Raw genomic sequence first — 23,018 nt, 5'->3', positions numbered from 1 at the left:
TCAGGGTAAAATGACTATCAAAATGTGAATTGTAGCTGACCTGGGACCTGTACCCGGGTCGGTATTTTTTTTGCTTCTGGTCCCGGTGAGGAGTTATGCCGGGCAGGCCGAACAGCCGGGGTGGGTGAAGACTTGCCCCATCAGGAATATTCAAGAGGTATAACAAATGCAAGCTATTCCGATGACCTTACGCGGCGCTGAAAAATTACGCGAAGAGCTGGATTTTCTGAAATCTGTGCGCCGTCCTGAAATCATTGCTGCTATCGCGGAAGCGCGTGAGCATGGCGACCTGAAAGAAAACGCCGAATACCACGCAGCTCGTGAACAGCAGGGCTTTTGCGAAGGCCGTATCAAAGACATCGAAGCCAAGCTGTCGAACGCGCAGGTGATTGATGTCACCAAAATGCCCAACAATGGGCGCGTTATTTTTGGTGCTACCGTAACGGTGCTGAATCTCGATTCTGACGAAGAACAGACTTATCGCATCGTTGGCGATGACGAAGCTGACTTTAAACAAAACCTGATTTCTGTAAACTCGCCTATTGCTCGTGGCCTGATCGGCAAAGAAGAAGATGATGTTGTGGTCATCAAAACGCCGGGCGGCGAAGTAGAATTTGAAGTAATTAAGGTGGAATACCTGTAAGAATTACCCAATACTCAAGATGTTGATGTATTGTAAAGAAAGGAAAAAGGCCGCTATGCGGCCTTTTATCAACGAACAGAGCGTGGCATTTTGCTCTCCTGCCTGCGGAAAAACCCTCGTTTTACACAGCGAATGTGTGTAACTTTAGGATAATCTTAGCGTGGCAGCGAGATTTTACGTTCTTTAGTTGGGCGATAAAGCACCAGCGTTTTACCGATGACCTGTACATTACAGGCGCCGGTTTCGCGCACGATAGCTTCCACGATCAAGGTTTTAGTTTCGCGATCTTCGGTGGCGATTTTCACCTTGATGAGTTCATGGTGCTCTAACGCTTGTTCAATCTCGGCCAGCACCCCTTCGGTCAAACCATTACTGCCAAGCAGAACAACTGGCTTGAGCGGATGTGCCAGACCTTTCAGGTGCTGTTTTTGTTTAGTACTCAGATTCATCGTATTTTTTGCTTACGTTGGGATTGAAAACGGGTCATTCTACCGCCATCTCCCATATATCACCAAATAGGCGCGTAAAAATTTACGCAATTGGTTACGATGAGTTATCCCCATGGGAAAGTTAAATGACAGGTAAGAAGCGTTCTGCCAGCTCCAGCCGCTGGCTTCAGGAACACTTTAGCGATAAATATGTTCAACAGGCACAGAAAAAGGGGTTACGTTCCCGTGCCTGGTTTAAACTTGATGAAATACAGCAAAGTGACAAACTCTTTAAACCGGGAATGACGGTTGTCGACCTTGGTGCTGCGCCAGGTGGTTGGTCACAATATGTGGTCACCCAAATTGGCGGCAAAGGCCGTATCATCGCTTGCGATCTTTTACCTATGGATCCTATCGTTGGTGTGGACTTTCTTCAGGGCGATTTTCGTGATGAACTGGTGATGAAAGCACTGCTGGAGCGCGTAGGCGACAGCAAAGTCCAGGTTGTCATGTCCGATATGGCACCAAACATGAGCGGAACACCGGCGGTGGATATCCCCCGTGCCATGTATCTGGTGGAACTGGCGCTAGAAATGTGTCGTGATGTATTAGCGCCAGGTGGCAGTTTTGTAGTGAAGGTGTTCCAGGGCGAAGGTTTCGATGAGTATCTAAGGGAAATTCGCTCCCTGTTTACGAAGGTCAAAGTTCGTAAGCCGGACTCTTCTCGTGCACGTTCACGGGAAGTGTATATTGTAGCGACCGGGCGTAAACCCTAACCGGGAGATTTCAGACGAAAGTTTGAAAGATGCTGGATATAGAGTATCCTGACGCTGTTTTTAACACAGTTGTAATAAGAGGTTAATCCCTTGAGTGACATGGCGAAAAACCTAATACTCTGGCTGGTCATTGCCGTTGTGCTGATGTCAGTATTCCAGAGCTTTGGGCCCAGCGAGTCTAATGGCCGTAAGGTGGATTACTCTACCTTCCTACAAGAGGTCAATAACGACCAGGTTCGTGAAGCGCGTATCAACGGACGTGAAATCAACGTTACCAAGAAAGATAGTAACCGTTATACCACTTACATTCCGGTTCAGGATCCGAAATTACTGGATAACCTGTTGACCAAGAACGTCAAGGTTGTCGGTGAACCGCCTGAAGAACCAAGCCTGCTGGCTTCTATCTTCATCTCCTGGTTCCCGATGCTGTTGCTGATTGGTGTCTGGATCTTCTTCATGCGTCAAATGCAGGGCGGCGGTGGCAAAGGTGCCATGTCGTTTGGTAAGAGCAAAGCGCGCATGCTGACGGAAGATCAGATCAAAACGACCTTTGCTGACGTTGCGGGCTGCGACGAAGCAAAAGAAGAAGTTGCTGAACTGGTTGAGTATCTGCGCGAGCCGAGCCGCTTCCAGAAACTCGGCGGTAAGATCCCGAAAGGCGTCCTGATGGTCGGTCCTCCGGGTACCGGTAAAACGCTGCTGGCGAAAGCGATTGCAGGCGAAGCGAAAGTTCCGTTCTTTACTATCTCCGGTTCTGACTTCGTAGAAATGTTCGTCGGTGTGGGTGCATCCCGTGTTCGTGACATGTTCGAACAGGCGAAGAAAGCGGCACCGTGCATCATCTTTATCGATGAAATCGACGCCGTAGGCCGCCAGCGTGGCGCAGGTCTGGGCGGTGGTCACGATGAACGTGAACAGACTTTGAACCAGATGCTGGTTGAGATGGATGGCTTCGAAGGTAACGAAGGTATCATCGTTATCGCCGCGACTAACCGTCCGGACGTTCTTGACCCGGCCCTGCTGCGTCCTGGCCGTTTCGACCGTCAGGTTGTGGTTGGCTTGCCAGATGTTCGTGGTCGTGAGCAGATCCTGAAAGTTCACATGCGTCGCGTACCATTGGCACCCGATATCGACGCGGCAATCATTGCCCGTGGTACTCCTGGTTTCTCCGGTGCTGACCTGGCGAACCTGGTGAACGAAGCGGCACTGTTCGCTGCTCGTGGCAACAAACGCGTTGTGTCGATGGTTGAGTTCGAGAAAGCGAAAGACAAAATCATGATGGGTGCGGAACGTCGCTCCATGGTGATGACGGAAGCGCAGAAAGAATCGACGGCTTACCACGAAGCGGGTCACGCGATTATCGGTCGCCTGGTGCCGGAACACGATCCGGTGCACAAAGTAACGATTATCCCGCGCGGTCGTGCGCTGGGTGTGACCTTCTTCTTGCCTGAGGGCGACGCAATCAGCGCCAGCCGTCAGAAACTGGAAAGCCAGATTTCTACGCTGTACGGTGGTCGTCTGGCAGAAGAGATCATCTACGGGCCGGAACATGTTTCTACCGGTGCGTCCAACGATATTAAAGTTGCGACCAACCTGGCACGTAACATGGTGACTCAGTGGGGTTTCTCTGAGAAACTCGGTCCGCTGCTGTATGCGGAAGAAGAAGGTGAAGTGTTCCTCGGCCGTAGCGTAGCGAAAGCGAAACATATGTCCGATGAAACTGCACGTATCATCGACCAGGAAGTGAAAGCACTGATTGAGCGTAACTATAATCGTGCGCGTCAGCTTCTGACCGACAATATGGATATTCTGCATGCGATGAAAGATGCTCTCATGAAATATGAGACTATCGACGCACCGCAGATTGATGACCTGATGGCACGTCGCGATGTACGTCCGCCAGCGGGCTGGGAAGAACCAGTCGCTTCTAACAATTCTGGCGACAATGGTAGTCCAAAGGCTCCACGTCCGGTTGATGAACCGCGTACGCCGAACCCGGGTAACACCATGTCAGAGCAGTTAGGCGACAAGTAAGTTCCCGCATCAGATGACTGTATTTGTACCGAAAACCCCGGGGCGTGCTCCGGGGTTTTTTCTTATCAATTCATACCAGGGATAACACCATGAAACTCTTTGCCCAGGGCACTTCACTGGACCTTAGCCATCCTCACGTAATGGGGATCCTCAACGTCACGCCTGATTCCTTTTCGGATGGCGGCACGCATAACTCGCTGATAGATGCCGTGAAACATGCGAATCTGATGATCAACGCTGGCGCGACGATCATTGACGTTGGTGGCGAGTCCACGCGCCCAGGAGCGGCGGAAGTTAGCGTTGAAGAAGAGTTGCAACGTGTTATTCCTGTGGTTGAGGCAATTGCTCAACGCTTCGAAGTCTGGATCTCGGTAGATACATCCAAACCAGAAGTCATCCGTGAGTCAGCGAAAGTTGGCGCTCACATTATTAACGATATCCGCTCCCTTTCCGAACCTGGCGCTCTGGAGGCGGCTGCAGAAACCGGTTTACCGGTTTGTCTGATGCATATGCAGGGAAATCCAAAAACCATGCAGGAAGCGCCGAAGTATGACGATGTCTTTGCAGAAGTGAATCGCTACTTTATTGAGCAAATAGCACGTTGCGAGCAGGCGGGTATCGCAAAAGAGAAATTGTTGCTCGACCCCGGATTCGGTTTCGGTAAAAATCTCTCCCATAACTATTCATTACTGGCGCGCCTGGCTGAATTTCACCATTTCAACCTGCCGCTGTTGGTGGGTATGTCACGAAAATCGATGATTGGGCAACTGCTGAACGTGGGGCCGTCCGAGCGCCTGAGCGGTAGTCTGGCCTGTGCGGTTATTGCCGCAATGCAAGGCGCGCACATCATTCGTGTTCATGACGTCAAAGAAACCGTAGAAGCGATGCGGGTGGTGGAAGCCACTCTGTCTGCAAAGGAAAACAAACGCTATGAGTAATCGTAAATATTTCGGTACCGATGGGATTCGTGGTCGTGTAGGGGATGCGCCGATCACACCTGATTTTGTGCTTAAGCTGGGTTGGGCAGCGGGTAAAGTGCTGGCGCGCCACGGCTCCCGTAAGATCATTATTGGTAAAGACACGCGTATTTCTGGCTATATGCTGGAGTCAGCACTGGAAGCGGGTCTGGCGGCTGCCGGTCTTTCCGCACTCTTCACTGGCCCGATGCCAACACCGGCCGTGGCTTATCTGACGCGTACCTTCCGCGCAGAGGCCGGAATTGTGATATCTGCATCGCATAACCCGTTCTACGATAATGGCATTAAATTTTTCTCTATCGACGGCACCAAACTACCGGATGCAGTTGAAGAAGCCATCGAAGCGGAAATGGAAAAAGAGATCAGCTGTGTTGATTCGGCAGAACTGGGTAAAGCCAGCCGTATCGTTGATGCTGCGGGTCGCTATATCGAGTTTTGCAAAGCCACGTTCCCGAACGAACTTAGCCTCAGTGAACTGAAGATTGTGGTGGATTGTGCAAACGGTGCGACTTACCACATCGCGCCGAACGTGCTGCGTGAACTGGGGGCGAACGTTATCGCTATCGGTTGTGAGCCGAACGGTGTAAATATCAATGCCGAAGTGGGGGCTACCGACGTTCGCGCGCTCCAGGCTCGTGTGCTGGCTGAAAAAGCGGATCTCGGTATTGCCTTCGACGGCGACGGCGATCGCGTGATTATGGTTGACCATGAAGGCAATAAAGTCGATGGCGATCAGATCATGTATATCATCGCGCGTGAAGGTCTTCGTCAGGGCCAGCTGCGTGGTGGCGCTGTGGGTACATTGATGAGCAACATGGGGCTTGAACTGGCGCTGAAACAGTTAGGAATTCCATTTGCGCGCGCGAAAGTGGGTGACCGCTACGTACTGGAAAAAATGCAGGAGAAAGGCTGGCGTATCGGTGCAGAGAACTCCGGTCATGTGATCCTGCTGGATAAAACCACTACCGGTGACGGCATCGTTGCTGGCTTGCAGGTGCTGGCGGCGATGGCACGTAACCATATGAGCCTGCACGACCTTTGCAGCGGCATGAAAATGTTCCCGCAAATCCTGGTAAACGTGCGTTACACCGCAGGTAGCGGCGATCCGCTGGAGCATGAATCAGTCAAAGCTGTGACCGCAGAAGTTGAAGCGGCGCTGGGTAGCCGTGGACGTGTGCTGTTGCGTAAATCCGGCACCGAACCGTTAATTCGCGTGATGGTGGAAGGCGAAGACGAAGCGCAGGTGACTGAATTTGCACACCGCATCGCCGATGCAGTAAAAGCCGTTTAAAGCGTTAGATAACTGGCTAAAAAGGCGGCGATTGTCGCCTTTTTTCTCAGCGAACACATCGGTTTTGCTGTTTTTTTCCGCAGTTGATACAATGCGATAAAATTGCCCTTGCGAAGGTCATTCGCTTTGGTTAGTATTCACACCCGCTTCAGTGGGAAAGATTAAAAACTCCCGCTTTATTGGTTGAAGCATTGGTACGCGGCAACTCCGCAAGGAACAGGTTGATTATGTACGAAGCTCTTTTAGTAGTTTTCCTTATTGTGGCAATTGGCCTTGTTGGTCTGATCATGCTGCAGCAAGGTAAAGGCGCTGATATGGGAGCCTCCTTCGGAGCAGGCGCTTCCGCTACGCTGTTTGGTTCAAGTGGTTCTGGTAACTTCATGACCCGCATGACGGCGCTGCTGGCAACGTTATTCTTCATCATCAGTCTGGTGCTGGGTAACATCAATAGCAATAAAACCAATAAAGGTAGCGAATGGGAAAACCTGAGTGCGCCGGCGAAAACCGAACAAACTCAGTCAGCTGCTCCGGCTAAGCCGACCAGCGATATCCCGAACTAAAAAGTAGTATCCGTGCCGAGGTGGTGGAATTGGTAGACACGCTACCTTGAGGTGGTAGTGCCCAATAGGGCTTACGGGTTCAAGTCCCGTCCTCGGTACCAAATTCCAGAAAAGAGACGCTGAAAAGCGTCTTTTTTCGTTTTGGTCCTGGTCTGAGGAATGGTTGTCAGGTATCTGTATCTCGTCCAGTTGCTTTACTCGTAGCTGGTACCTTGAAACGATGGTGCCGGTACGCCTTAGTTATAAACTTTTCCCTTCTGCTGACATAATTGGCACTTTATTGTGTCAACTCCAGTTCCGGTACGAATACGGATATGTTTACTTCTCGATAAACCATCCTGCTCCTGTCAGTATAACTACTGATGGCTACGTTCTGCGTAATGTTTAGAGACGCATTGATAATGTTATTTAATTACTGAGAACGCAATGGTCGCATCATTTAAAAAGAAAAAACTAACAGTGTTTCGGTCTGATATGGATCAGAGTTGAAAAACATGTCTGATATAAAATTGAACATTGTTGATAATTGTTTATATTGGTTGTGAACCTGGATTTCTGGATGACAGTATTCAACAAATTTGCTAGAAGTTTTAAATCTCATTGGTTGTTGTATCTTTGTGTTATTGTTTTTGGTATTACGAACTTAGTCGCCTCTTCCGGAGCGCATATGGTTCAGCGATTGCTGTTCTTCGTCCTGACCATCCTGGTTGTTAAACGTATATCATCCCTTCCGCTTCGCCTGCTTGTTGCCGCACCATTTGTGTTACTGACTGCGGCAGACATGAGTATTAGCCTCTATTCATGGTGTACCTTTGGTACAACTTTCAATGATGGATTTGCGATTAGTGTGCTGCAGAGTGATCCGGATGAAGTTGTGAAAATGTTGGGGATGTATATCCCTTATCTATGTGCTTTTGCTTTTTTATCCCTTCTTTTTTTGGCAGTAATAATAAAATATGATGTTTCCTTGCCGACAAAAAAAGTGACAGGAATATTATTGCTGATTGTCATTTCGGGCAGTTTATTTTCAGCTTGTCAATTTGCTTATAAAGATGCAAAAAATAAAAAAGCGTTCAGTCCATATATACTAGCGTCTCGATTTGCTACCTATACACCGTTTTTCAATCTCAATTATTTTGCTTTAGCAGCGAAAGAGCATCAAAGATTACTCTCAATTGCAAACACGGTGCCGTATTTTCAATTATCAGTCAGGGATACAGGTATTGATACCTACGTGTTGATTGTGGGGGAGTCTGTACGTGTCGACAATATGTCTTTGTATGGATACACACGCTCTACGACACCGCAAGTCGAAGCACAAAGAAAACAGATCAAACTGTTTAATCAAGCAATAAGCGGTGCACCTTACACTGCGCTGTCGGTTCCCCTTTCTTTAACTGCTGATTCTGTTTTGAGTCATGACATTCATAATTACCCGGACAACATTATTAATATGGCTAATCAAGCAGGATTTCAGACTTTCTGGCTAAGCTCGCAATCCGCTTTTCGGCAGAATGGTACAGCAGTTACCAGTATCGCCATGCGCGCCATGGAAACAGTCTATGTCAGAGGATTTGATGAATTGTTGTTGCCGCATTTATCGCAAGCGTTACAGCAAAAGACGCAGCAAAAGAAACTGATTGTTCTTCATTTAAATGGAAGCCATGAACCGGCTTGTAGCGCCTATCCGCAATCCAGCGCCGTGTTTCAACCGCAGGACGATCAGGATGCCTGCTATGACAACTCCATTCATTACACAGATAGTTTGCTAGGTCAGGTTTTTGAATTATTAAAAGATCGCCGCGCCTCGGTCATGTATTTTGCCGACCACGGCCTGGAACGCGACCCTACGAAGAAGAACGTCTATTTTCATGGAGGCAGGGAGGCCAGCCAGCAGGCATATCATGTCCCGATGTTTATCTGGTATAGCCCCGTTCTTGGGGATGGCGTGGATCGCACAACGGAAAACGATATCTTTTCCACTGCGTACAATAATTACCTTATTAATGCGTGGATGGGGGTAACAAAGCCGGAACAGCCGCAAACGCTGGAGGAAGTGATTGCACACTATAAAGGAGACTCACGGGTTGTAGATGCAAACCATGATGTTTTCGATTTTGTGATGCTAAGAAAGGAGTTTACTGAGGATAAGCAAGGTAACCCCACCCCTGAAGGGCAGGGTTGATGTCGAATTACTGGCCTTTATTTTCCAGATTCTCCACCTGCGGCACGCCCGAAGCGGCAGAGGAGGAGAGGAGGCCAGTTTTGGCATAACCGAAAAGTTTCTCGCGGGTATCGGTGATATCCAGGTTGCGCATGGTCAGTTGACCGATACGATCATCTGGCGAGAACACCGAGTCGCCTTTTTCCATCGTCAGACGCTCTGGCTTGTAGGTCAGGTTCTCTGAGACGGTATTCAGGATTGAATAATCGTTCCCACGGCGCAGCTCCAGGGTAACCTCACCAGTGATCTGGCTGGCAACCCAGCGTTGCAGAGAGTCCCGCAGCATCAGCGCCTGGGAGTCAAACCAACGTCCCTGGTACAGCAGACGGCCCAACTGACGACCATGCGCGTGATACTGCTCAATGGTGTCTTCGTTGTGAATACCGGTCAAGAGACGTTCATACGCAATGTGCAGCAGTGCCATCCCAGGGGCTTCATAAATGCCGCGGCTTTTTGCTTCGATGATACGGTTTTCAATCTGGTCGCTCATGCCCAGGCCGTGACGACCGCCGATGCGGTTAGCTTCCAGCATCATTTCTACGTCGTCGCTAAAGGTTTTACCGTTCAGCGCCACCGGATGACCTTGCTCAAAGCGTACTGTGACTTCTTCTGCCGGGATTTTCACGCTCTCATCCCAAAACTTCACGCCCATAATTGGATTGACGATTTTGACGCTGGAGTTGAGGTATTCCAGATCCTTCGCTTCATGCGTTGCACCAAGCATGTTGGAGTCCGTGGAGTAGGCTTTTTCGACAGACATTTTGTAGTCGAAACCGCAGGCAATCATAAATTCAGACATCTCATGACGGCCGCCCAGTTCATCAATAAAGTCAGTATCAAGCCACGGTTTGTAAATCTGCAGTTCAGCATTGGTCAGCAGACCGTAACGGTAGAAACGTTCGATATCGTTTCCTTTATAGGTGCTGCCGTCACCCCAGATATTCACGCCATCTTCTTTCATAGCAGCAACCAGCATGGTGCCGGTCACGGCGCGGCCCAGCGGCGTCGTGTTGAAATAGGTCAGGCCGCCGGTGGTGTTATGAAATGCGCCACACTGAATAGCGGCAATACCTTCGGCCACCAGTTGTTTGCGGCAGTCGATCAGACGTGCGTTCTCCGCGCCGTATTCCATGGCACGACGAGGGATCGCATCATAATCCTCTTCGTCTGGCTGGCCCAGGTTTGCAGTATATGCATAAGGAACCGCTCCCTTTTGTCGCATCCACAGCAGTGCGGCACTGGTGTCCAGACCGCCGGAAAAAGCGATACCAATACGTTGACCTACCGGGAGATGCTTGAGAATCGTCGTCATAAAATAACACCCTGCTTAATTAACTGATGATGAGCCTGGATTTCCGCTCTCACTGAATTTTTATGCAAAATAAATGAGTTTTCATTTAATCATCTTTTATCGGAGACAGGAAGAGTTTAGTGTGTTTTTTGTAAAATAATGCGCTTAAGGGAGAGCAGGAGAAGGCAAAAGTATTCAACAAATGAAAGTGAACTGGATATTCATTCACGTGATTAGCAATAAACGTTGACAAAATGTGGCATGGATCACTATAATGCCTGCAGATTTTACGTCCCGTCTCGGTACACCAAATCCCAGCAGTATTTGCATTTTTTACCCAAAACGAGTAGAATTTGCCACGTTTCAGGCGCGGGGTGGAGCAGCCTGGTAGCTCGTCGGGCTCATAACCCGAAGGTCGTCGGTTCAAATCCGGCCCCCGCAACCACTTTCCCTTAGAGTCCTTTTTCAAATATACTGTGAAGACTTCGGCCTTCGTAGTGGGATTTGAAAAAATCCTTCTGGAAAGTGCTCCAGACCGCAGTTGCGGTTATAGGGTTCAGTTATATAAAGCCCCGATTTATCGGGGTTTTTTGTTATCTGACTACAGAATAACTGGGCTTTAGGCCCTTTTTTTATGTCTTGGGGGTGGGCTTGTCCACATTAGAGCAAAAATTAACAGAGATGATTACTGCGCCAGTTGAGGCCCTGGGTTTTGAACTGGTTGGCATCGAATTTATTCGCGGTCGCACATCCACACTGCGCATCTATATTGATAGTGAAGATGGCATCAATGTTGATGATTGTGCTGATGTGAGCCACCAGGTAAGTGCTGTGCTGGATGTTGAAGATCCCATCACCGTTGCTTATAACCTGGAAGTCTCCTCACCGGGTCTCGATCGCCCACTGTTCACGGCTGAACACTACGCCCGTTTCGTCGGAGAAGAGGTGACTCTGGTTCTCCGCATGGCGGTACAAAACCGTCGTAAATGGCAGGGCGTTATCAAAGCGGTAGACGGTGAAATGATCACAGTTACCGTCGAAGGTAAAGATGAAGTGTTCGCGCTGAGTAATATCCAGAAGGCGAACCTGGTTCCCCACTTTTAATAGTCTGGATGAGGTGAAAAGCCCGCGATGAACAAAGAAATTTTGGCTGTAGTTGAAGCCGTATCCAATGAAAAGGCGCTACCTCGCGAGAAGATTTTCGAAGCATTGGAAAGCGCGCTGGCGACAGCAACAAAGAAAAAATATGAACAAGAGATCGACGTCCGCGTACAGATCGATCGCAAAAGCGGTGATTTTGACACCTTCCGTCGCTGGTTAGTTGTTGATGAAGTCACCCAGCCGACCAAGGAAATCACCCTTGAAGCCGCACGTTATGAAGATGAAAGCCTGAACCTGGGCGATTACGTTGAAGATCAGATTGAGTCTGTTACCTTTGACCGTATCACTACCCAGACGGCAAAACAGGTTATCGTGCAGAAAGTGCGTGAAGCCGAACGTGCGATGGTGGTTGATCAGTTCCGTGAACACGAAGGTGAAATCATCACCGGCGTGGTGAAAAAAGTAAACCGCGACAACATCTCTCTGGATCTGGGCAACAACGCTGAAGCCGTGATCCTGCGCGAAGATATGCTGCCGCGTGAAAACTTCCGTCCTGGCGACCGCGTTCGTGGCGTGCTCTATTCCGTTCGCCCGGAAGCGCGTGGCGCGCAACTGTTCGTCACCCGTTCCAAGCCGGAAATGCTGATCGAACTGTTCCGCATTGAAGTGCCGGAAATCGGCGAAGAAGTGATTGAAATTAAAGCAGCGGCTCGCGATCCGGGTTCTCGTGCGAAAATCGCGGTGAAAACCAACGATAAACGTATCGATCCGGTAGGTGCTTGCGTAGGTATGCGTGGCGCGCGTGTTCAGGCGGTTTCTACTGAACTGGGCGGCGAGCGTATCGATATCGTCCTGTGGGATGATAACCCGGCGCAGTTCGTGATTAACGCAATGGCACCGGCAGACGTTGCTTCTATCGTGGTGGATGAAGATAAACACACCATGGATATCGCCGTCGAAGCCGGTAACCTGGCGCAGGCGATTGGCCGTAACGGTCAGAACGTGCGTCTGGCTTCGCAGCTGAGCGGTTGGGAACTCAACGTTATGACCGTTGACGACCTGCAGGCTAAGCATCAGGCGGAAGCGCACGCAGCGATCGACACCTTCACCAAATATCTCGACATCGATGAAGACTTCGCGACTGTTCTGGTAGAAGAAGGCTTCTCGACGCTGGAAGAACTGGCCTATGTGCCGATGAAAGAGCTGTTGGAAATCGAAGGCCTTGATGAGCCGACCGTTGAAGCACTGCGCGAGCGTGCTAAAAATGCACTGGCCACCATTGCACAGGCCCAGGAAGAAAGCCTCGGTGATAACAAACCGGCTGACGATCTGCTGAACCTTGAAGGGATAGATCGTGATTTGGCATTCAAACTGGCCGCCCGTGGCGTTTGTACGCTGGAAGATCTCGCCGAACAGGGCATTGATGATCTGGCTGATATCGAAGGGTTGACCGACGAAAAAGCCGGAGCACTGATTATGGCTGCCCGTAATATTTGCTGGTTCGGTGACGAAGCGTAATAAACTGTAGCAGGAAGGAACAGCATGACAGATGTAACGATTAAAACGCTGGCCGCAGAGCGACAGACCTCCGTGGAACGCCTGGTACAGCAATTTGCTGATGCAGGTATCCGGAAGTCTGCTGACGACTCTGTGTCTGCACAAGAGAAACAGACTTTGATTGACCACCTGAATCAGAAAAATTCAGGCCCGGACAAATTGACGCTGCAACGTAAAACACGCAGCACCCTTAACATTCCTGGTACCGGTGGAAAAAGCAAATCGGTACAAATCGAAGTCCGCAAGAAACGCACCTTTGTGAAACGCGATCCGCAAGAGGCTGAACGCCTTGCTGCGGAAGAGCAAGCGCAGCGTGAAGCGGAAGAGCAAGCCCGTCGTGAGGCAGAAGAATCGGCCAAACGTGAGGCGCAACAAAAAGCTGAACGTGAGGCCGCAGAACAAGCTAAGCGTGAAGCTGCTGAACAAGCGAAACGTGAAGCTGCGGAAAAAGACAAAGTGAGCAATCAACAAGACGATATGACTAAAAACGCCCAGGCTGAAAAAGCCCGCCGTGAGCAGGAAGCTGCAGAGCTCAAGCGTAAAGCCGAAGAAGAAGCGCGTCGTAAACTCGAAGAAGAAGCACGTCGCGTTGCTGAAGAAGCACGTCGTATGGCGGAAGAAAACAAATGGACTGATAACGCGGAACCGACTGAAGATTCCAGCGATTATCACGTCACTACTTCTCAACATGCTCGCCAGGCAGAAGACGAAAGCGATCGTGAAGTCGAAGGCGGCCGTGGCCGTGGTCGTAACGCGAAAGCTGCGCGTCCGAAGAAAGGCAACAAACACGCTGAATCAAAAGCTGATCGTGAAGAAGCACGCGCAGCAGTACGTGGCGGTAAAGGCGGAAAACGTAAAGGTTCTTCGCTGCAGCAAGGCTTCCAGAAGCCTGCTCAGGCCGTTAACCGTGACGTTGTGATCGGTGAAACCATCACCGTTGGCGAACTGGCGAACAAGATGGCGGTTAAAGGCTCTCAGGTCATCAAAGCGATGATGAAACTGGGCGCAATGGCAACCATCAACCAGGTTATCGATCAGGAAACCGCACAGCTGGTTGCTGAAGAGATGGGCCACAAAGTTATCCTGCGTCGTGAAAACGAGCTGGAAGAAGCGGTAATGAGCGACCGTGACACGGGTGCAGCGGCTGAACCGCGCGCGCCGGTTGTGACCATCATGGGTCACGTTGACCACGGTAAAACCTCTCTGCTGGACTACATTCGTTCAACGAAAGTGGCCTCTGGCGAAGCGGGCGGCATTACCCAGCACATTGGTGCATACCACGTTGAAACTGAAAACGGCATGATCACCTTCCTGGACACCCCGGGGCACGCCGCGTTTACTTCAATGCGTGCTCGTGGTGCGCAGGCAACGGACATCGTAGTCCTGGTTGTTGCTGCCGACGACGGCGTAATGCCGCAGACCATCGAAGCAATCCAGCACGCGAAAGCGGCGCAGGTTCCGGTGGTCGTTGCAGTGAACAAGATCGATAAACCAGAAGCCGATCCGGATCGCGTTAAGAACGAACTCTCCCAGTACGGCATCCTGCCGGAAGAGTGGGGCGGTGAAAGCCAGTTCGTACATGTGTCTGCGAAAGCGGGTACTGGTATCGATGAGCTGCTGGACGCTATCCTGCTGCAGGCGGAAGTTCTGGAACTGAAAGCGGTACGTAAAGGCATGGCGAGCGGTGCGGTTATCGAATCCTTCCTCGATAAAGGTCGTGGTCCGGTTGCTACCGTTCTGGTACGTGAAGGTACTCTGCACAAGGGCGATATCGTTCTGTGTGGCTTCGAATACGGTCGTGTTCGTGCTATGCGTAACGAACTGGGTCGGGAAGTGCTGGAAGCGGGTCCGTCCATTCCGGTGGAAATCCTCGGCCTGTCCGGCGTTCCGGCTGCGGGTGATGAAGTTACCGTTGTACGTGACGAGAAGAAAGCGCGTGAAGTTGCACTCTATCGTCAGGGTAAATTCCGCGAAGTTAAACTGGCGCGTCAGCAGAAATCTAAACTCGAGAACATGTTCGCCAACATGACCGAAGGCGAAGTTCACGAAGTGAATATCGTCCTGAAGGCAGACGTACAGGGTTCTGTGGAAGCTATCTCCGACTCCTTGCTGAAACTGTCTACTGACGAAGTTAAAGTGAAGATCATCGGTTCTGGCGTAGGTGGTATCACCGAAACCGACGCTACCCTGGCTGCGGCGTCCAACGCCATCCTGGTTGGCTTCAACGTACGTGCTGATGCCTCTGCACGTAAAGTAATTGAAGCGGAAAGCCTGGATCTGCGTTACTACTCCGTCATCTATAACCTGATCGACGAAGTGAAAGCGGCAATGAGCGGTATGCTGTCTCCGGAACTGAAACAACAGATTATCGGTCTGGCGGAAGTTCGTGACGTATTCAAATCACCGAAATTTGGTGCCATCGCAGGTTGTATGGTTACCGAAGGTGTGGTTAAACGTCACAACCCGATCCGCGTTCTGCGCGACAACGTGGTTATCTACGAAGGCGAGCTGGAGTCCCTGCGCCGCTTCAAAGATGACGTTAACGAAGTCCGTAACGGTATGGAATGTGGTATCGGCGTTAAGAACTACAACGACGTCCGCACTGGCGATGTGATCGAAGTATTCGAAATCATCGAAATCCAACGTACCATCGCTTAAGGTTTTTAGGGTTCCATGCGGGATAAGGCGTTTACGCCGCATCCGGCATGGATTGCCTGATGCGACGCTGGCGCGTCTTATCAGGCCAACGTGAACAGCCCTTCCACCTGAAATTAATTTTAAAAAGGGGCTAACAGCCCCTTTTTTGTCAGGAGAATTTATTATGGCGAAAGAATTTGGTCGCCCGCAGCGCGTAGCGCAGGAAATGCAAAAAGAGATCGCTCTCATCCTGCAGCGTGAAATTAAAGATCCTCGTCTGGGCATGATGACCACCGTTTCCGGTGTCGAAATGTCTCGTGACCTGGCGTATGCCAAAGTATATGTGACGTTCCTCAACGACAAAGATGAAGACGCGGTTAAAGCGGGCATCAAAGCGTTGCAGGAAGCTTCTGGTTTCATCCGCAGCCTGCTGGGGAAAGCGATGCGCCTGCGTATCGTGCCGGAACTGACCTTCTTCTACGACAACTCGCTGGTTGAAGGGATGCGCATGTCAAACCTGGTGACCAGCGTGGTCAAACATGACGAAGAACGTCGTGTTAACCCGGACGACAGCAAGGAGGACTAATGAGTCGTCCTCGTCGTCGCGGTCGCGACATTAACGGCGTTTTGTTGCTGGATAAACCGCAGGGGATGTCCAGCAACGATGCGCTGCAAAAAGTGAAACGGATTTATAACGCCAACCGTGCCGGGCATACCGGTGCGCTGGACCCGCTGGCGACCGGCATGTTGCCGATTTGCCTCGGGGAAGCGACGAAGTTTTCCCAGTATCTGCTGGACTCCGACAAACGCTATCGGGTCATTGCGCGTCTTGGACAGCGTACCGATACGTCTGATGCCGACGGACAAATCGTTGAAGAACGTCCGGTAACCTTTAGTGCAGAGCAACTGGCGGCGGCACTGGATACTTTCCGTGGCGATATCGAACAGATCCCTTCGATGTATTCAGCACTGAAATACCAGGGCAAAAAACTGTACGAATATGCGCGTCAGGGCATTGAAGTTCCGCGTGAAGCGCGCCCGATTACCGTTTATGAATTGCTGTTTATTCGCCACGAAGGCAATGAGCTGGAGCTGGAAATTCACTGCTCAAAAGGCACTTATATCCGCACCATCATTGATGACCTGGGTGAAAAACTCGGTTGTGGCGCGCATGTTATTTACCTGCGTCGTCTGGCGGTAAGTAAATATCCGGTTGAACGGATGGTGACCCTGGAACATCTGCGTGAACTGGTTGAACAAGCCGAACAGCAGGATATTCCAGCCGCGGAGTTACTTGATCCATTACTGATGCCAATGGACAGTCCAGCTTCGGACTACCCGGTGGTGAATCTTCCGTTAACGTCTTCTGTTTACTTCAAAAATGGTAACCCGGTTCGTACATCCGGTGCGCCGCTGGAAGGACTGGTTCGCGTTACAGAAGGTGAGAACGGCAAGTTTATCGGTATGGGCGAAATTGACGATGAAGGCCGCGTCGCGCCTCGTCGCCTGGTGGTTGAATACCCGGCGTAATGTTAACCGTCTTGCGATAACAGGTCGCTACGAGTAGAATACTGCCGCTTAACGTCGCGTAAATTGTTTAACACTTTGCGTAACGTACACTGGGATCGCTGAATTAGAGATCGGCGTCCTTTCATTCTATATACTTTGGAGTTTTAAAATGTCTCTAAGTACTGAAGCAACAGCTAAAATCGTTTCTGAGTTTGGTCGTGACGCAAACGACACCGGTTCTACCGAAGTTCAGGTAGCACTGCTGACTGCACAGATCAACCACCTGCAGGGCCACTTTGCAGAGCACAAAAAAGATCACCACAGCCGTCGTGGTCTGCTGCGCATGGTTTCTCAGCGTCGTAAACTGCTCGACTACCTGAAACGTAAAGACGTAGCACGTTACACCCAGCTCATCGAGCGCCTGGGTCTGCGTCGCTAATTCTTGCGAGTTTCAGAAAAGGGGGCCTGAGTGGCCCCTTTTTTCAAGCTGACGGCAGCAATTCACTGGAAACTAATGTATTGTTGCTATGAATGATCTTCCGTTGCAGAGGTTCGCGCGGCTAATGAGAGGCTTTACCCACATTGGGCTGGGTTAGGGTTGTCATTAGTCGCGAGGATGCGCAGAAGATCGGGTATTAACACCAGTGCCGTAAGGTACTGTCTAAGAAAGAGAAAGGATATTACATTGCTTAATCCGATCGTTCGTAAATTCCAGTACGGCCAACACACCGTGACTCTGGAAACCGGCATGATGGCTCGTCAGGCTACTGCCGCTGTTATGGTTAGCATGGATGACACCGCGGTATTCGTTACCGTTGTTGGCCAGAAAAAAGCCAAACCAGGTCAGGACTTCTTCCCACTGACCGTTAACTATCAGGAGCGTACCTACGCTGCTGGTCGTATCCCGGGTAGCTTCTTCCGTCGTGAAGGCCGCCCAAGCGAAGGCGAAACCCTGATCGCGCGTCTGATTGACCGCCCGATTCGCCCGCTGTTCCCGGAAGGCTTCGTCAACGAAGTTCAGGTTATCGCCACCGTGGTTTCTGTTAACCCGCAAGTTAACCCGGATATCGTCGCGATGATTGGTGCTTCCGCAGCACTGTCTCTGTCTGGTATTCCGTTCAATGGTCCGATTGGTGCTGCCCGCGTAGGTTACATCAATGACCAGTACGTACTGAACCCGACTCAGGACGAGCTGAAAGAGAGCAAACTGGATCTGGTTGTTGCGGGTACTGAAGCCGCTGTACTGATGGTTGAATCTGAAGCTGAACTGCTGAGCGAAGACCAGATGTTGGGCGCAGTAGTGTTTGGTCATGAACAACAGCAGGTTGTCATTCAGAACATCAATGAACTGGTGAAAGAAGCCGGTAAACCGCGTTGGGACTGGCAGCCGGAGCCGGTAAACGAAGCGCTGAACGCGCGCGTTGCTGCACTGGCTGAAGCTCGTCTGAGCGATGCTTACCGCATCACCGACAAACAAGAGCGTTATGCGCAGGTTGATGTCATCAAATCTGAAACCATCGCGACGCTGCTTGCTGAAGATGAAACCCTGGACGAAAACGAACTGGGTGAAATTCTGCACGCTATCGAGAAAAACGTTGTTCGTAGCCGCGTACTGGCAGGCGAACCGCGTATCGACGGTCGTGAAAAAGATATGATTCGTGGTCTGGATGTGCGTACTGGCGTGCTGCCGCGTACTCACGGTTCTGCGCTGTTCACCCGTGGTGAAACTCAGGCGCTGGTTACCGCAACGCTGGGTACTGCACGTGACGCGCAGGTTCTTGATGAACTGATGGGCGAACGTACTGACACCTTCCTGTTCCACTACAACTTCCCTCCGTACTCCGTAGGCGAAACCGGCATGGTCGGTTCTCCGAAGCGTCGTGAAATTGGTCACGGTCGTCTGGCGAAGCGCGGCGTGCTGGCAGTCATGCCGGATATGGACAAATTCCCGTACACCGTACGTGTGGTGTCTGAAATCACCGAATCCAACGGTTCTTCTTCTATGGCTTCCGTGTGCGGCGCGTCTCTGGCGCTGATGGACGCAGGTGTGCCAATCAAAGCTGCCGTTGCGGGTATCGCAATGGGTCTGGTGAAAGAAGGCGACAACTACGTTGTACTGTCTGACATTTTGGGCGACGAAGATCACCTGGGCGATATGGACTTCAAAGTTGCGGGTTCCCGCGACGGTATCTCTGCATTGCAGATGGATATCAAAATTGAAGGTATCACCAAAGAGATCATGCAGGTTGCACTGAACCAAGCTAAAGGTGCGCGTCTGCATATCCTGGGCGTAATGGAACAGGCGATCAACGCGCCGCGCGGCGATATCTCTGAGTTCGCTCCGCGTATCCATACCATCAAGATCAACCCGGACAAGATCAAAGACGTTATCGGTAAAGGCGGTTCTGTTATCCGTGCTCTGACCGAAGAAACTGGCACCACCATCGAAATCGAAGATGACGGTACTGTGAAAATCGCAGCGACCGACGGCGAGAAAGCGAAACATGCTATTCGTCGTATCGAAGAGATCACAGCAGAAATCGAAGTGGGCCGCGTCTACAATGGTAAAGTGACCCGTATCGTTGACTTTGGCGCATTTGTTGCCATCGGCGGCGGTAAAGAAGGTCTGGTACACATCTCTCAGATCGCTGACAAACGCGTTGAGAAAGTGACCGATTACCTGCAGATGGGTCAGGAAGTACCGGTGAAAGTTCTGGAAGTTGATCGCCAGGGCCGTATCCGTCTGAGCATTAAAGAAGCGACTGAGCAGTCTCAACCTGCTGCAGCACCGGAAGCTCCGGCTGCTGAACAGGGCGAGTAAGGTTGCCATTTGCCCTCCGCTGCGGCGGGGGGCTTTTAACCGGGCAGGACGCCTTGTTAGCAACCGGGAACAGGACGTTCATTCAACCGTGGTCTTCGGGAGTGGGAAATGAAGCCTTTTTTGCGCTGGTGTTTCGTTGCGACAGCACTTACGCTTGCAGGATGCAGTAATACTTCCTGGCGTAAAAGTGAAGTCCTCGCGGTACCATTGCAACCGACTTTACAGCAGGAAGTGATTCTGGCACGTATGGAACAAATCCTTGCCAGTCGGGCTTTAACCGATGACGAACGCGCACAGCTTTTATATGAGCGCGGAGTGTTGTATGATAGTCTCGGTCTGAGGGCATTAGCGCGTAACGATTTTTCGCAAGCGCTGGCAATCCGACCGGATATGCCTGAAGTATTCAATTACTTAGGCATATATTTAACGCAGGCAGGCAATTTTGATGCTGCCTATGAAGCGTTTGATTCTGTACTTGAGCTTGATCCAACTTACAACTACGCGCACTTGAATCGCGGGATCGCATTATATTACGGCGGTCGTGACAAGTTAGCGCAAGATGATCTGCTGGCGTTTTATCAAGACGATCCTAATGATCCTTTCCGTAGTCTGTGGCTTTATCTCGCCGAGCAGAAGCTCGATGAGAAGCAGGCTAAAGAAGTGTTGAAACAGCACTTCGAAAAATCGGATAAGGAACAGTGGGGATGGAACATTGTCGAGTTCTACCTGGGCAACATTAGCGAACAAACGTTAATGGAAAGGCTCAAGGCGGACGCAACGGATAACACCTCGCTCGCTGAGCATCTCAGTGAAACCAACTTCTATTTAGGTAAGTACTACCTAAGTCTGGGGGATTTGGACAGCGCCACGGCACTGTTCAAACTGGCGGTTGCCAACAACGTTCATAACTTTGTTGAGCACCGATACGCATTGTTGGAATTATCGCTCCTGGGCCAGGACCAAGATGACCTGGCAGAATCGGACCAGCAATAGCTGACGTACACATCAGCCCGTAATCTTTTTTGATTGCCATCACCTTAACGGGTGAGGGCGTTGTTGTTCGTTAATACACCTACTTTGAGCCGGTTCACACTTTTCAATGAAAATTGCTGATCAATTTCATGATGAGTTATGTAGACTGGCCGCCATTAATTTTGAGGCACACGTACTACATGGCTGAATTCGAAACCACTTTTGCAGATCTGGGCCTGAAGGCTCCTATCCTTGAAGCCCTTAACGATCTGGGTTACGAAAAACCATCTCCAATTCAGGCAGAGTGTATTCCACATCTGCTGAATGGCCGCGACGTTCTGGGTATGGCCCAGACGGGGAGCGGAAAAACTGCAGCATTCTCTTTACCTCTGCTGCAGAATCTTGATCCTGAGCTGAAAGCACCACAGATTCTGGTGCTGGCACCGACCCGCGAACTGGCGGTACAGGTTGCTGAGGCAATGACGGATTTCTCTAAACACATGCGCGGCGTAAACGTGGTTGCCCTGTACGGCGGCCAGCGTTATGACGTGCAATTACGTGCCCTGCGTCAGGGGCCGCAGATCGTTGTCGGTACTCCGGGCCGTCTGCTGGATCACCTGAAACGTGGCACTCTGGACCTTTCTAAACTGAGCGGTCTGGTTCTGGATGAAGCTGACGAAATGCTGCGCATGGGCTTCATCGAAGACGTTGAAACTATTATGGCGCAGATCCCGGAAGGTCATCAGACCGCTCTGTTCTCTGCAACCATGCCGGAAGCGATTCGTCGCATTACCCGCCGCTTTATGAAAGAGCCGCAGGAAGTGCGCATTCAGTCCAGCGTGACTACCCGTCCTGACATCAGCCAGAGCTACTGGACTGTCTGGGGTATGCGTAAAAACGAAGCACTGGTACGTTTCCTGGAAGCGGAAGATTTTGATGCGGCGATTATCTTCGTTCGTACCAAAAACGCGACTCTGGAAGTGGCAGAAGCCCTTGAGCGTAACGGCTACAACAGCGCCGCGCTGAACGGTGACATGAACCAGGCGCTGCGTGAGCAGACACTGGAACGACTGAAAGATGGTCGTCTGGACATCCTGATTGCGACCGACGTTGCGGCCCGTGGCCTGGACGTTGAGCGTATCAGCCTGGTAGTTAACTACGATATCCCGATGGATTCTGAGTCTTACGTTCACCGTATCGGTCGTACTGGTCGTGCGGGCCGTGCTGGCCGTGCGCTGCTGTTCGTTGAGAACCGTGAGCGTCGTCTGCTGCGTAACATTGAACGCACCATGAAGCTGACCATTCCGGAAGTTGAACTGCCGAACGCAGAACTGCTGGGCAAACGTCGTCTGGAAAAATTCGCCGCTAAAGTACAGCAGCAGCTGGAAAGCAGCGATCTGGATCAATACCGTGCACTGCTGAGCAAAATTCAGCCGACGGCAGAAGGTGAAGAGCTGGATCTCGAAACTCTGGCCGCCGCACTGCTGAAAATGGCACAGGGTGAACGTACTCTGATTGTTCCGCCAGATGCGCCGATGCGTCCGAAACGTGAATTCCGTGACCGTGATGACCGTGGTCCGCGCGATCGTAACGACCGTGGCCCGCGTGGTGACCGTGAAGATCGTCCGCGTCGTGAACGTCGTGATGTTGGCGATATGCAGCTGTACCGCATTGAAGTGGGCCGCGATGATGGTGTTGAAGTTCGTCATATCGTTGGTGCGATTGCTAACGAAGGCGACATCAGCAGCCGTTACATCGGTAACATCAAGCTGTTTGCTTCTCACTCCACCATCGAACTGCCGAAAGGTATGCCGGGTGAAGTGCTGCAACACTTTACGCGTACTCGCATTCTCAACAAGCCGATGAATATGCAGTTACTGGGCGATGCACAGCCGCATACTGGCGGTGAGCGTCGTGGCGGTGGTCGTGGTTTCGGTGGCGAACGTCGTGAAGGCGGTCGTAACTTCAGCGGTGAACGCCGTGAAGGTGGCCGTGGTGATGGTCGTCGTTTTAGCGGCGAACGTCGTGAAGGCCGCGCACCGCGTCGTGATGACTCTACCGGTCGTCGTCGTTTCGGTGGCGATGCGTAATCATCGCTGAACAGCGAATACAGTCTGTAAAATAATATATACAGCCCCGATTTTAATAATCGGGGCTTTTTTTCTGTCTTTTGTACTCATGTACTGGTACAGTGCAA

General features: G+C 51.0%; 19 protein-coding genes and 2 tRNA genes. 19 read left to right on the top strand and 2 right to left on the bottom strand.

The window, feature by feature from the left end; genetic code table 11:
- Nucleotides 1-166: 166 nt before the first annotated feature.
- The gene (greA, locus tag ACJHWR_RS03680; RefSeq protein WP_001148001.1) at nt 167-643 is read left to right on the top strand and encodes a transcription elongation factor GreA; all 477 of its coding nucleotides are present in this window, start codon (nt 167-169) and stop codon (nt 641-643) included.
- 155 nt (nt 644-798) lie between these two features.
- Here greA and yhbY read toward each other — a convergent pair whose 3' ends face one another.
- Nucleotides 799-1,092: a ribosome assembly RNA-binding protein YhbY gene (gene yhbY / locus ACJHWR_RS03675; RefSeq protein WP_001054420.1), complete on the bottom strand. Its 294-nt coding sequence runs from the start codon at nt 1,090-1,092 to the stop codon at nt 799-801.
- Between the two features lie 125 nt (nt 1,093-1,217).
- Here yhbY and rlmE point away from each other — a divergent pair, with 125 nt between their 5' ends.
- The 7 genes from rlmE to ACJHWR_RS03640 all read left to right on the top strand — a co-directional run bounded on the left by rlmE (nt 1,218) and on the right by ACJHWR_RS03640 (nt 8,894).
- The gene (gene rlmE / locus ACJHWR_RS03670) at nt 1,218-1,847 is read left to right on the top strand and encodes a 23S rRNA (uridine(2552)-2'-O)-methyltransferase RlmE (RefSeq protein WP_000145975.1); all 630 of its coding nucleotides are present in this window, start codon (nt 1,218-1,220) and stop codon (nt 1,845-1,847) included.
- Between the two features lie 99 nt (nt 1,848-1,946).
- Entirely contained in the window at nt 1,947-3,881 is a 1,935-nt protein-coding gene (ftsH, locus tag ACJHWR_RS03665; RefSeq protein ID WP_001107472.1) for an ATP-dependent zinc metalloprotease FtsH, read from the top strand.
- 89 nt (nt 3,882-3,970) lie between these two features.
- Entirely contained in the window at nt 3,971-4,819 is an 849-nt protein-coding gene (folP, locus tag ACJHWR_RS03660) for a dihydropteroate synthase (RefSeq protein ID WP_000764731.1), read from the top strand.
- Entirely contained in the window at nt 4,812-6,149 is a 1,338-nt protein-coding gene (gene glmM / locus ACJHWR_RS03655) for a phosphoglucosamine mutase (protein ID WP_000071137.1), read from the top strand. The genes folP and glmM overlap by 8 nt, the downstream gene beginning before the upstream one ends.
- Nucleotides 6,150-6,376: 227 nt before the next feature.
- On the top strand, nt 6,377-6,709 hold the full coding sequence (gene secG, locus ACJHWR_RS03650; RefSeq protein ID WP_012311652.1) for a preprotein translocase subunit SecG: 333 nt from the start codon (nt 6,377-6,379) through the stop codon (nt 6,707-6,709).
- Nucleotides 6,710-6,723: 14 nt separating this feature from the next.
- Nucleotides 6,724-6,810: transfer RNA gene (locus ACJHWR_RS03645), tRNA-Leu, on the top strand.
- Nucleotides 6,811-7,268: 458 nt separating this feature from the next.
- Nucleotides 7,269-8,894 (top strand): phosphoethanolamine transferase, encoded by a 1,626-nt coding sequence (locus ACJHWR_RS03640; protein ID WP_023141629.1) that lies wholly within the window; start codon nt 7,269-7,271, stop codon nt 8,892-8,894.
- A gap of 7 nt (nt 8,895-8,901) precedes the next feature.
- On the opposite strand, the gene argG is transcribed toward ACJHWR_RS03640, so the two are convergent.
- Nucleotides 8,902-10,245: an argininosuccinate synthase gene (gene argG / locus ACJHWR_RS03635; protein ID WP_000207680.1), complete on the bottom strand. Its 1,344-nt coding sequence runs from the start codon at nt 10,243-10,245 to the stop codon at nt 8,902-8,904.
- Between the two features lie 347 nt (nt 10,246-10,592).
- On the opposite strand from argG, the gene ACJHWR_RS03630 reads away from it, so the two are divergent.
- The 11 genes from ACJHWR_RS03630 to deaD all read left to right on the top strand — a co-directional run bounded on the left by ACJHWR_RS03630 (nt 10,593) and on the right by deaD (nt 22,911).
- Nucleotides 10,593-10,669, top strand: a tRNA-Met gene (locus ACJHWR_RS03630).
- 206 nt (nt 10,670-10,875) lie between these two features.
- Nucleotides 10,876-11,328: a ribosome maturation factor RimP gene (gene rimP, locus ACJHWR_RS03625; protein ID WP_001300397.1), complete on the top strand. Its 453-nt coding sequence runs from the start codon at nt 10,876-10,878 to the stop codon at nt 11,326-11,328.
- 27 nt (nt 11,329-11,355) lie between these two features.
- On the top strand, nt 11,356-12,843 hold the full coding sequence (gene nusA / locus ACJHWR_RS03620) for a transcription termination factor NusA (RefSeq protein WP_001031055.1): 1,488 nt from the start codon (nt 11,356-11,358) through the stop codon (nt 12,841-12,843).
- Between the two features lie 24 nt (nt 12,844-12,867).
- Nucleotides 12,868-15,540 (top strand): translation initiation factor IF-2, encoded by a 2,673-nt coding sequence (gene infB, locus ACJHWR_RS03615; protein WP_000133046.1) that lies wholly within the window; start codon nt 12,868-12,870, stop codon nt 15,538-15,540.
- A 163-nt stretch (nt 15,541-15,703) separates the two neighbouring features.
- Nucleotides 15,704-16,105 carry a 30S ribosome-binding factor RbfA gene (gene rbfA, locus ACJHWR_RS03610; protein ID WP_001040205.1) on the top strand — a complete coding sequence of 134 codons (402 nt, stop codon included), beginning with the start codon at nt 15,704-15,706 and terminating at the stop codon, nt 16,103-16,105.
- A complete protein-coding gene (gene truB, locus ACJHWR_RS03605) occupies nt 16,105-17,049 on the top strand; it encodes a tRNA pseudouridine(55) synthase TruB (RefSeq protein WP_000089698.1) in 945 nt (314 codons plus the stop codon). The genes rbfA and truB overlap by 1 nt, the downstream gene beginning before the upstream one ends.
- Before the next feature lie 148 nt (nt 17,050-17,197).
- Nucleotides 17,198-17,467: a 30S ribosomal protein S15 gene (rpsO, locus tag ACJHWR_RS03600; protein WP_000059466.1), complete on the top strand. Its 270-nt coding sequence runs from the start codon at nt 17,198-17,200 to the stop codon at nt 17,465-17,467.
- A 246-nt stretch (nt 17,468-17,713) separates the two neighbouring features.
- Nucleotides 17,714-19,849 (top strand): polyribonucleotide nucleotidyltransferase, encoded by a 2,136-nt coding sequence (pnp, locus tag ACJHWR_RS03595; RefSeq protein ID WP_001298330.1) that lies wholly within the window; start codon nt 17,714-17,716, stop codon nt 19,847-19,849.
- Between the two features lie 108 nt (nt 19,850-19,957).
- On the top strand, nt 19,958-20,842 hold the full coding sequence (gene nlpI, locus ACJHWR_RS03590; protein WP_000802080.1) for a lipoprotein NlpI: 885 nt from the start codon (nt 19,958-19,960) through the stop codon (nt 20,840-20,842).
- A 106-nt stretch (nt 20,843-20,948) separates the two neighbouring features.
- Entirely contained in the window at nt 20,949-21,029 is an 81-nt protein-coding gene (gene yrbN, locus ACJHWR_RS03585) for a protein YrbN (RefSeq protein ID WP_010723222.1), read from the top strand.
- Nucleotides 21,022-22,911 (top strand): ATP-dependent RNA helicase DeaD, encoded by a 1,890-nt coding sequence (gene deaD, locus ACJHWR_RS03580; RefSeq protein WP_001295553.1) that lies wholly within the window; start codon nt 21,022-21,024, stop codon nt 22,909-22,911. The genes yrbN and deaD overlap by 8 nt, the downstream gene beginning before the upstream one ends.
- The last annotated feature ends 107 nt before the right edge of the window (nt 22,912-23,018 follow it).

The organism is Escherichia sp. WS568 (assembly GCF_046486085.1).
In the GTDB taxonomy this organism is placed as follows: domain Bacteria; phylum Pseudomonadota; class Gammaproteobacteria; order Enterobacterales; family Enterobacteriaceae; genus Escherichia; species Escherichia coli.
The sequence above is the reverse complement of the archived record's forward strand: the minus strand, read 5'-3'. Positions and strand labels throughout refer to the sequence as shown.

What these genes read in the sequence shown, in the direction of transcription:
- greA (WP_001148001.1), top strand. Translation starts at nt 167, where the DNA reads ATGCAAGCTATTCCGATGACCTTACGCGGCGCTGAAAAATTACGCGAA.
- yhbY (WP_001054420.1), bottom strand. Translation starts at nt 1,092, where the DNA reads ATGAATCTGAGTACTAAACAAAAACAGCACCTGAAAGGTCTGGCACAT.
- rlmE (WP_000145975.1), top strand. Translation starts at nt 1,218, where the DNA reads ATGACAGGTAAGAAGCGTTCTGCCAGCTCCAGCCGCTGGCTTCAGGAA.
- ftsH (WP_001107472.1), top strand. Translation starts at nt 1,947, where the DNA reads ATGGCGAAAAACCTAATACTCTGGCTGGTCATTGCCGTTGTGCTGATG.
- folP (WP_000764731.1), top strand. Translation starts at nt 3,971, where the DNA reads ATGAAACTCTTTGCCCAGGGCACTTCACTGGACCTTAGCCATCCTCAC.
- glmM (WP_000071137.1), top strand. Translation starts at nt 4,812, where the DNA reads ATGAGTAATCGTAAATATTTCGGTACCGATGGGATTCGTGGTCGTGTA.
- secG (WP_012311652.1), top strand. Translation starts at nt 6,377, where the DNA reads ATGTACGAAGCTCTTTTAGTAGTTTTCCTTATTGTGGCAATTGGCCTT.
- ACJHWR_RS03640 (WP_023141629.1), top strand. Translation starts at nt 7,269, where the DNA reads ATGACAGTATTCAACAAATTTGCTAGAAGTTTTAAATCTCATTGGTTG.
- argG (WP_000207680.1), bottom strand. Translation starts at nt 10,245, where the DNA reads ATGACGACGATTCTCAAGCATCTCCCGGTAGGTCAACGTATTGGTATC.
- nusA (WP_001031055.1), top strand. Translation starts at nt 11,356, where the DNA reads ATGAACAAAGAAATTTTGGCTGTAGTTGAAGCCGTATCCAATGAAAAG.
- infB (WP_000133046.1), top strand. Translation starts at nt 12,868, where the DNA reads ATGACAGATGTAACGATTAAAACGCTGGCCGCAGAGCGACAGACCTCC.
- rbfA (WP_001040205.1), top strand. Translation starts at nt 15,704, where the DNA reads ATGGCGAAAGAATTTGGTCGCCCGCAGCGCGTAGCGCAGGAAATGCAA.
- truB (WP_000089698.1), top strand. Translation starts at nt 16,105, where the DNA reads ATGAGTCGTCCTCGTCGTCGCGGTCGCGACATTAACGGCGTTTTGTTG.
- rpsO (WP_000059466.1), top strand. Translation starts at nt 17,198, where the DNA reads ATGTCTCTAAGTACTGAAGCAACAGCTAAAATCGTTTCTGAGTTTGGT.
- nlpI (WP_000802080.1), top strand. Translation starts at nt 19,958, where the DNA reads ATGAAGCCTTTTTTGCGCTGGTGTTTCGTTGCGACAGCACTTACGCTT.
- yrbN (WP_010723222.1), top strand. Translation starts at nt 20,949, where the DNA reads ATGAAAATTGCTGATCAATTTCATGATGAGTTATGTAGACTGGCCGCC.
- deaD (WP_001295553.1), top strand. Translation starts at nt 21,022, where the DNA reads ATGGCTGAATTCGAAACCACTTTTGCAGATCTGGGCCTGAAGGCTCCT.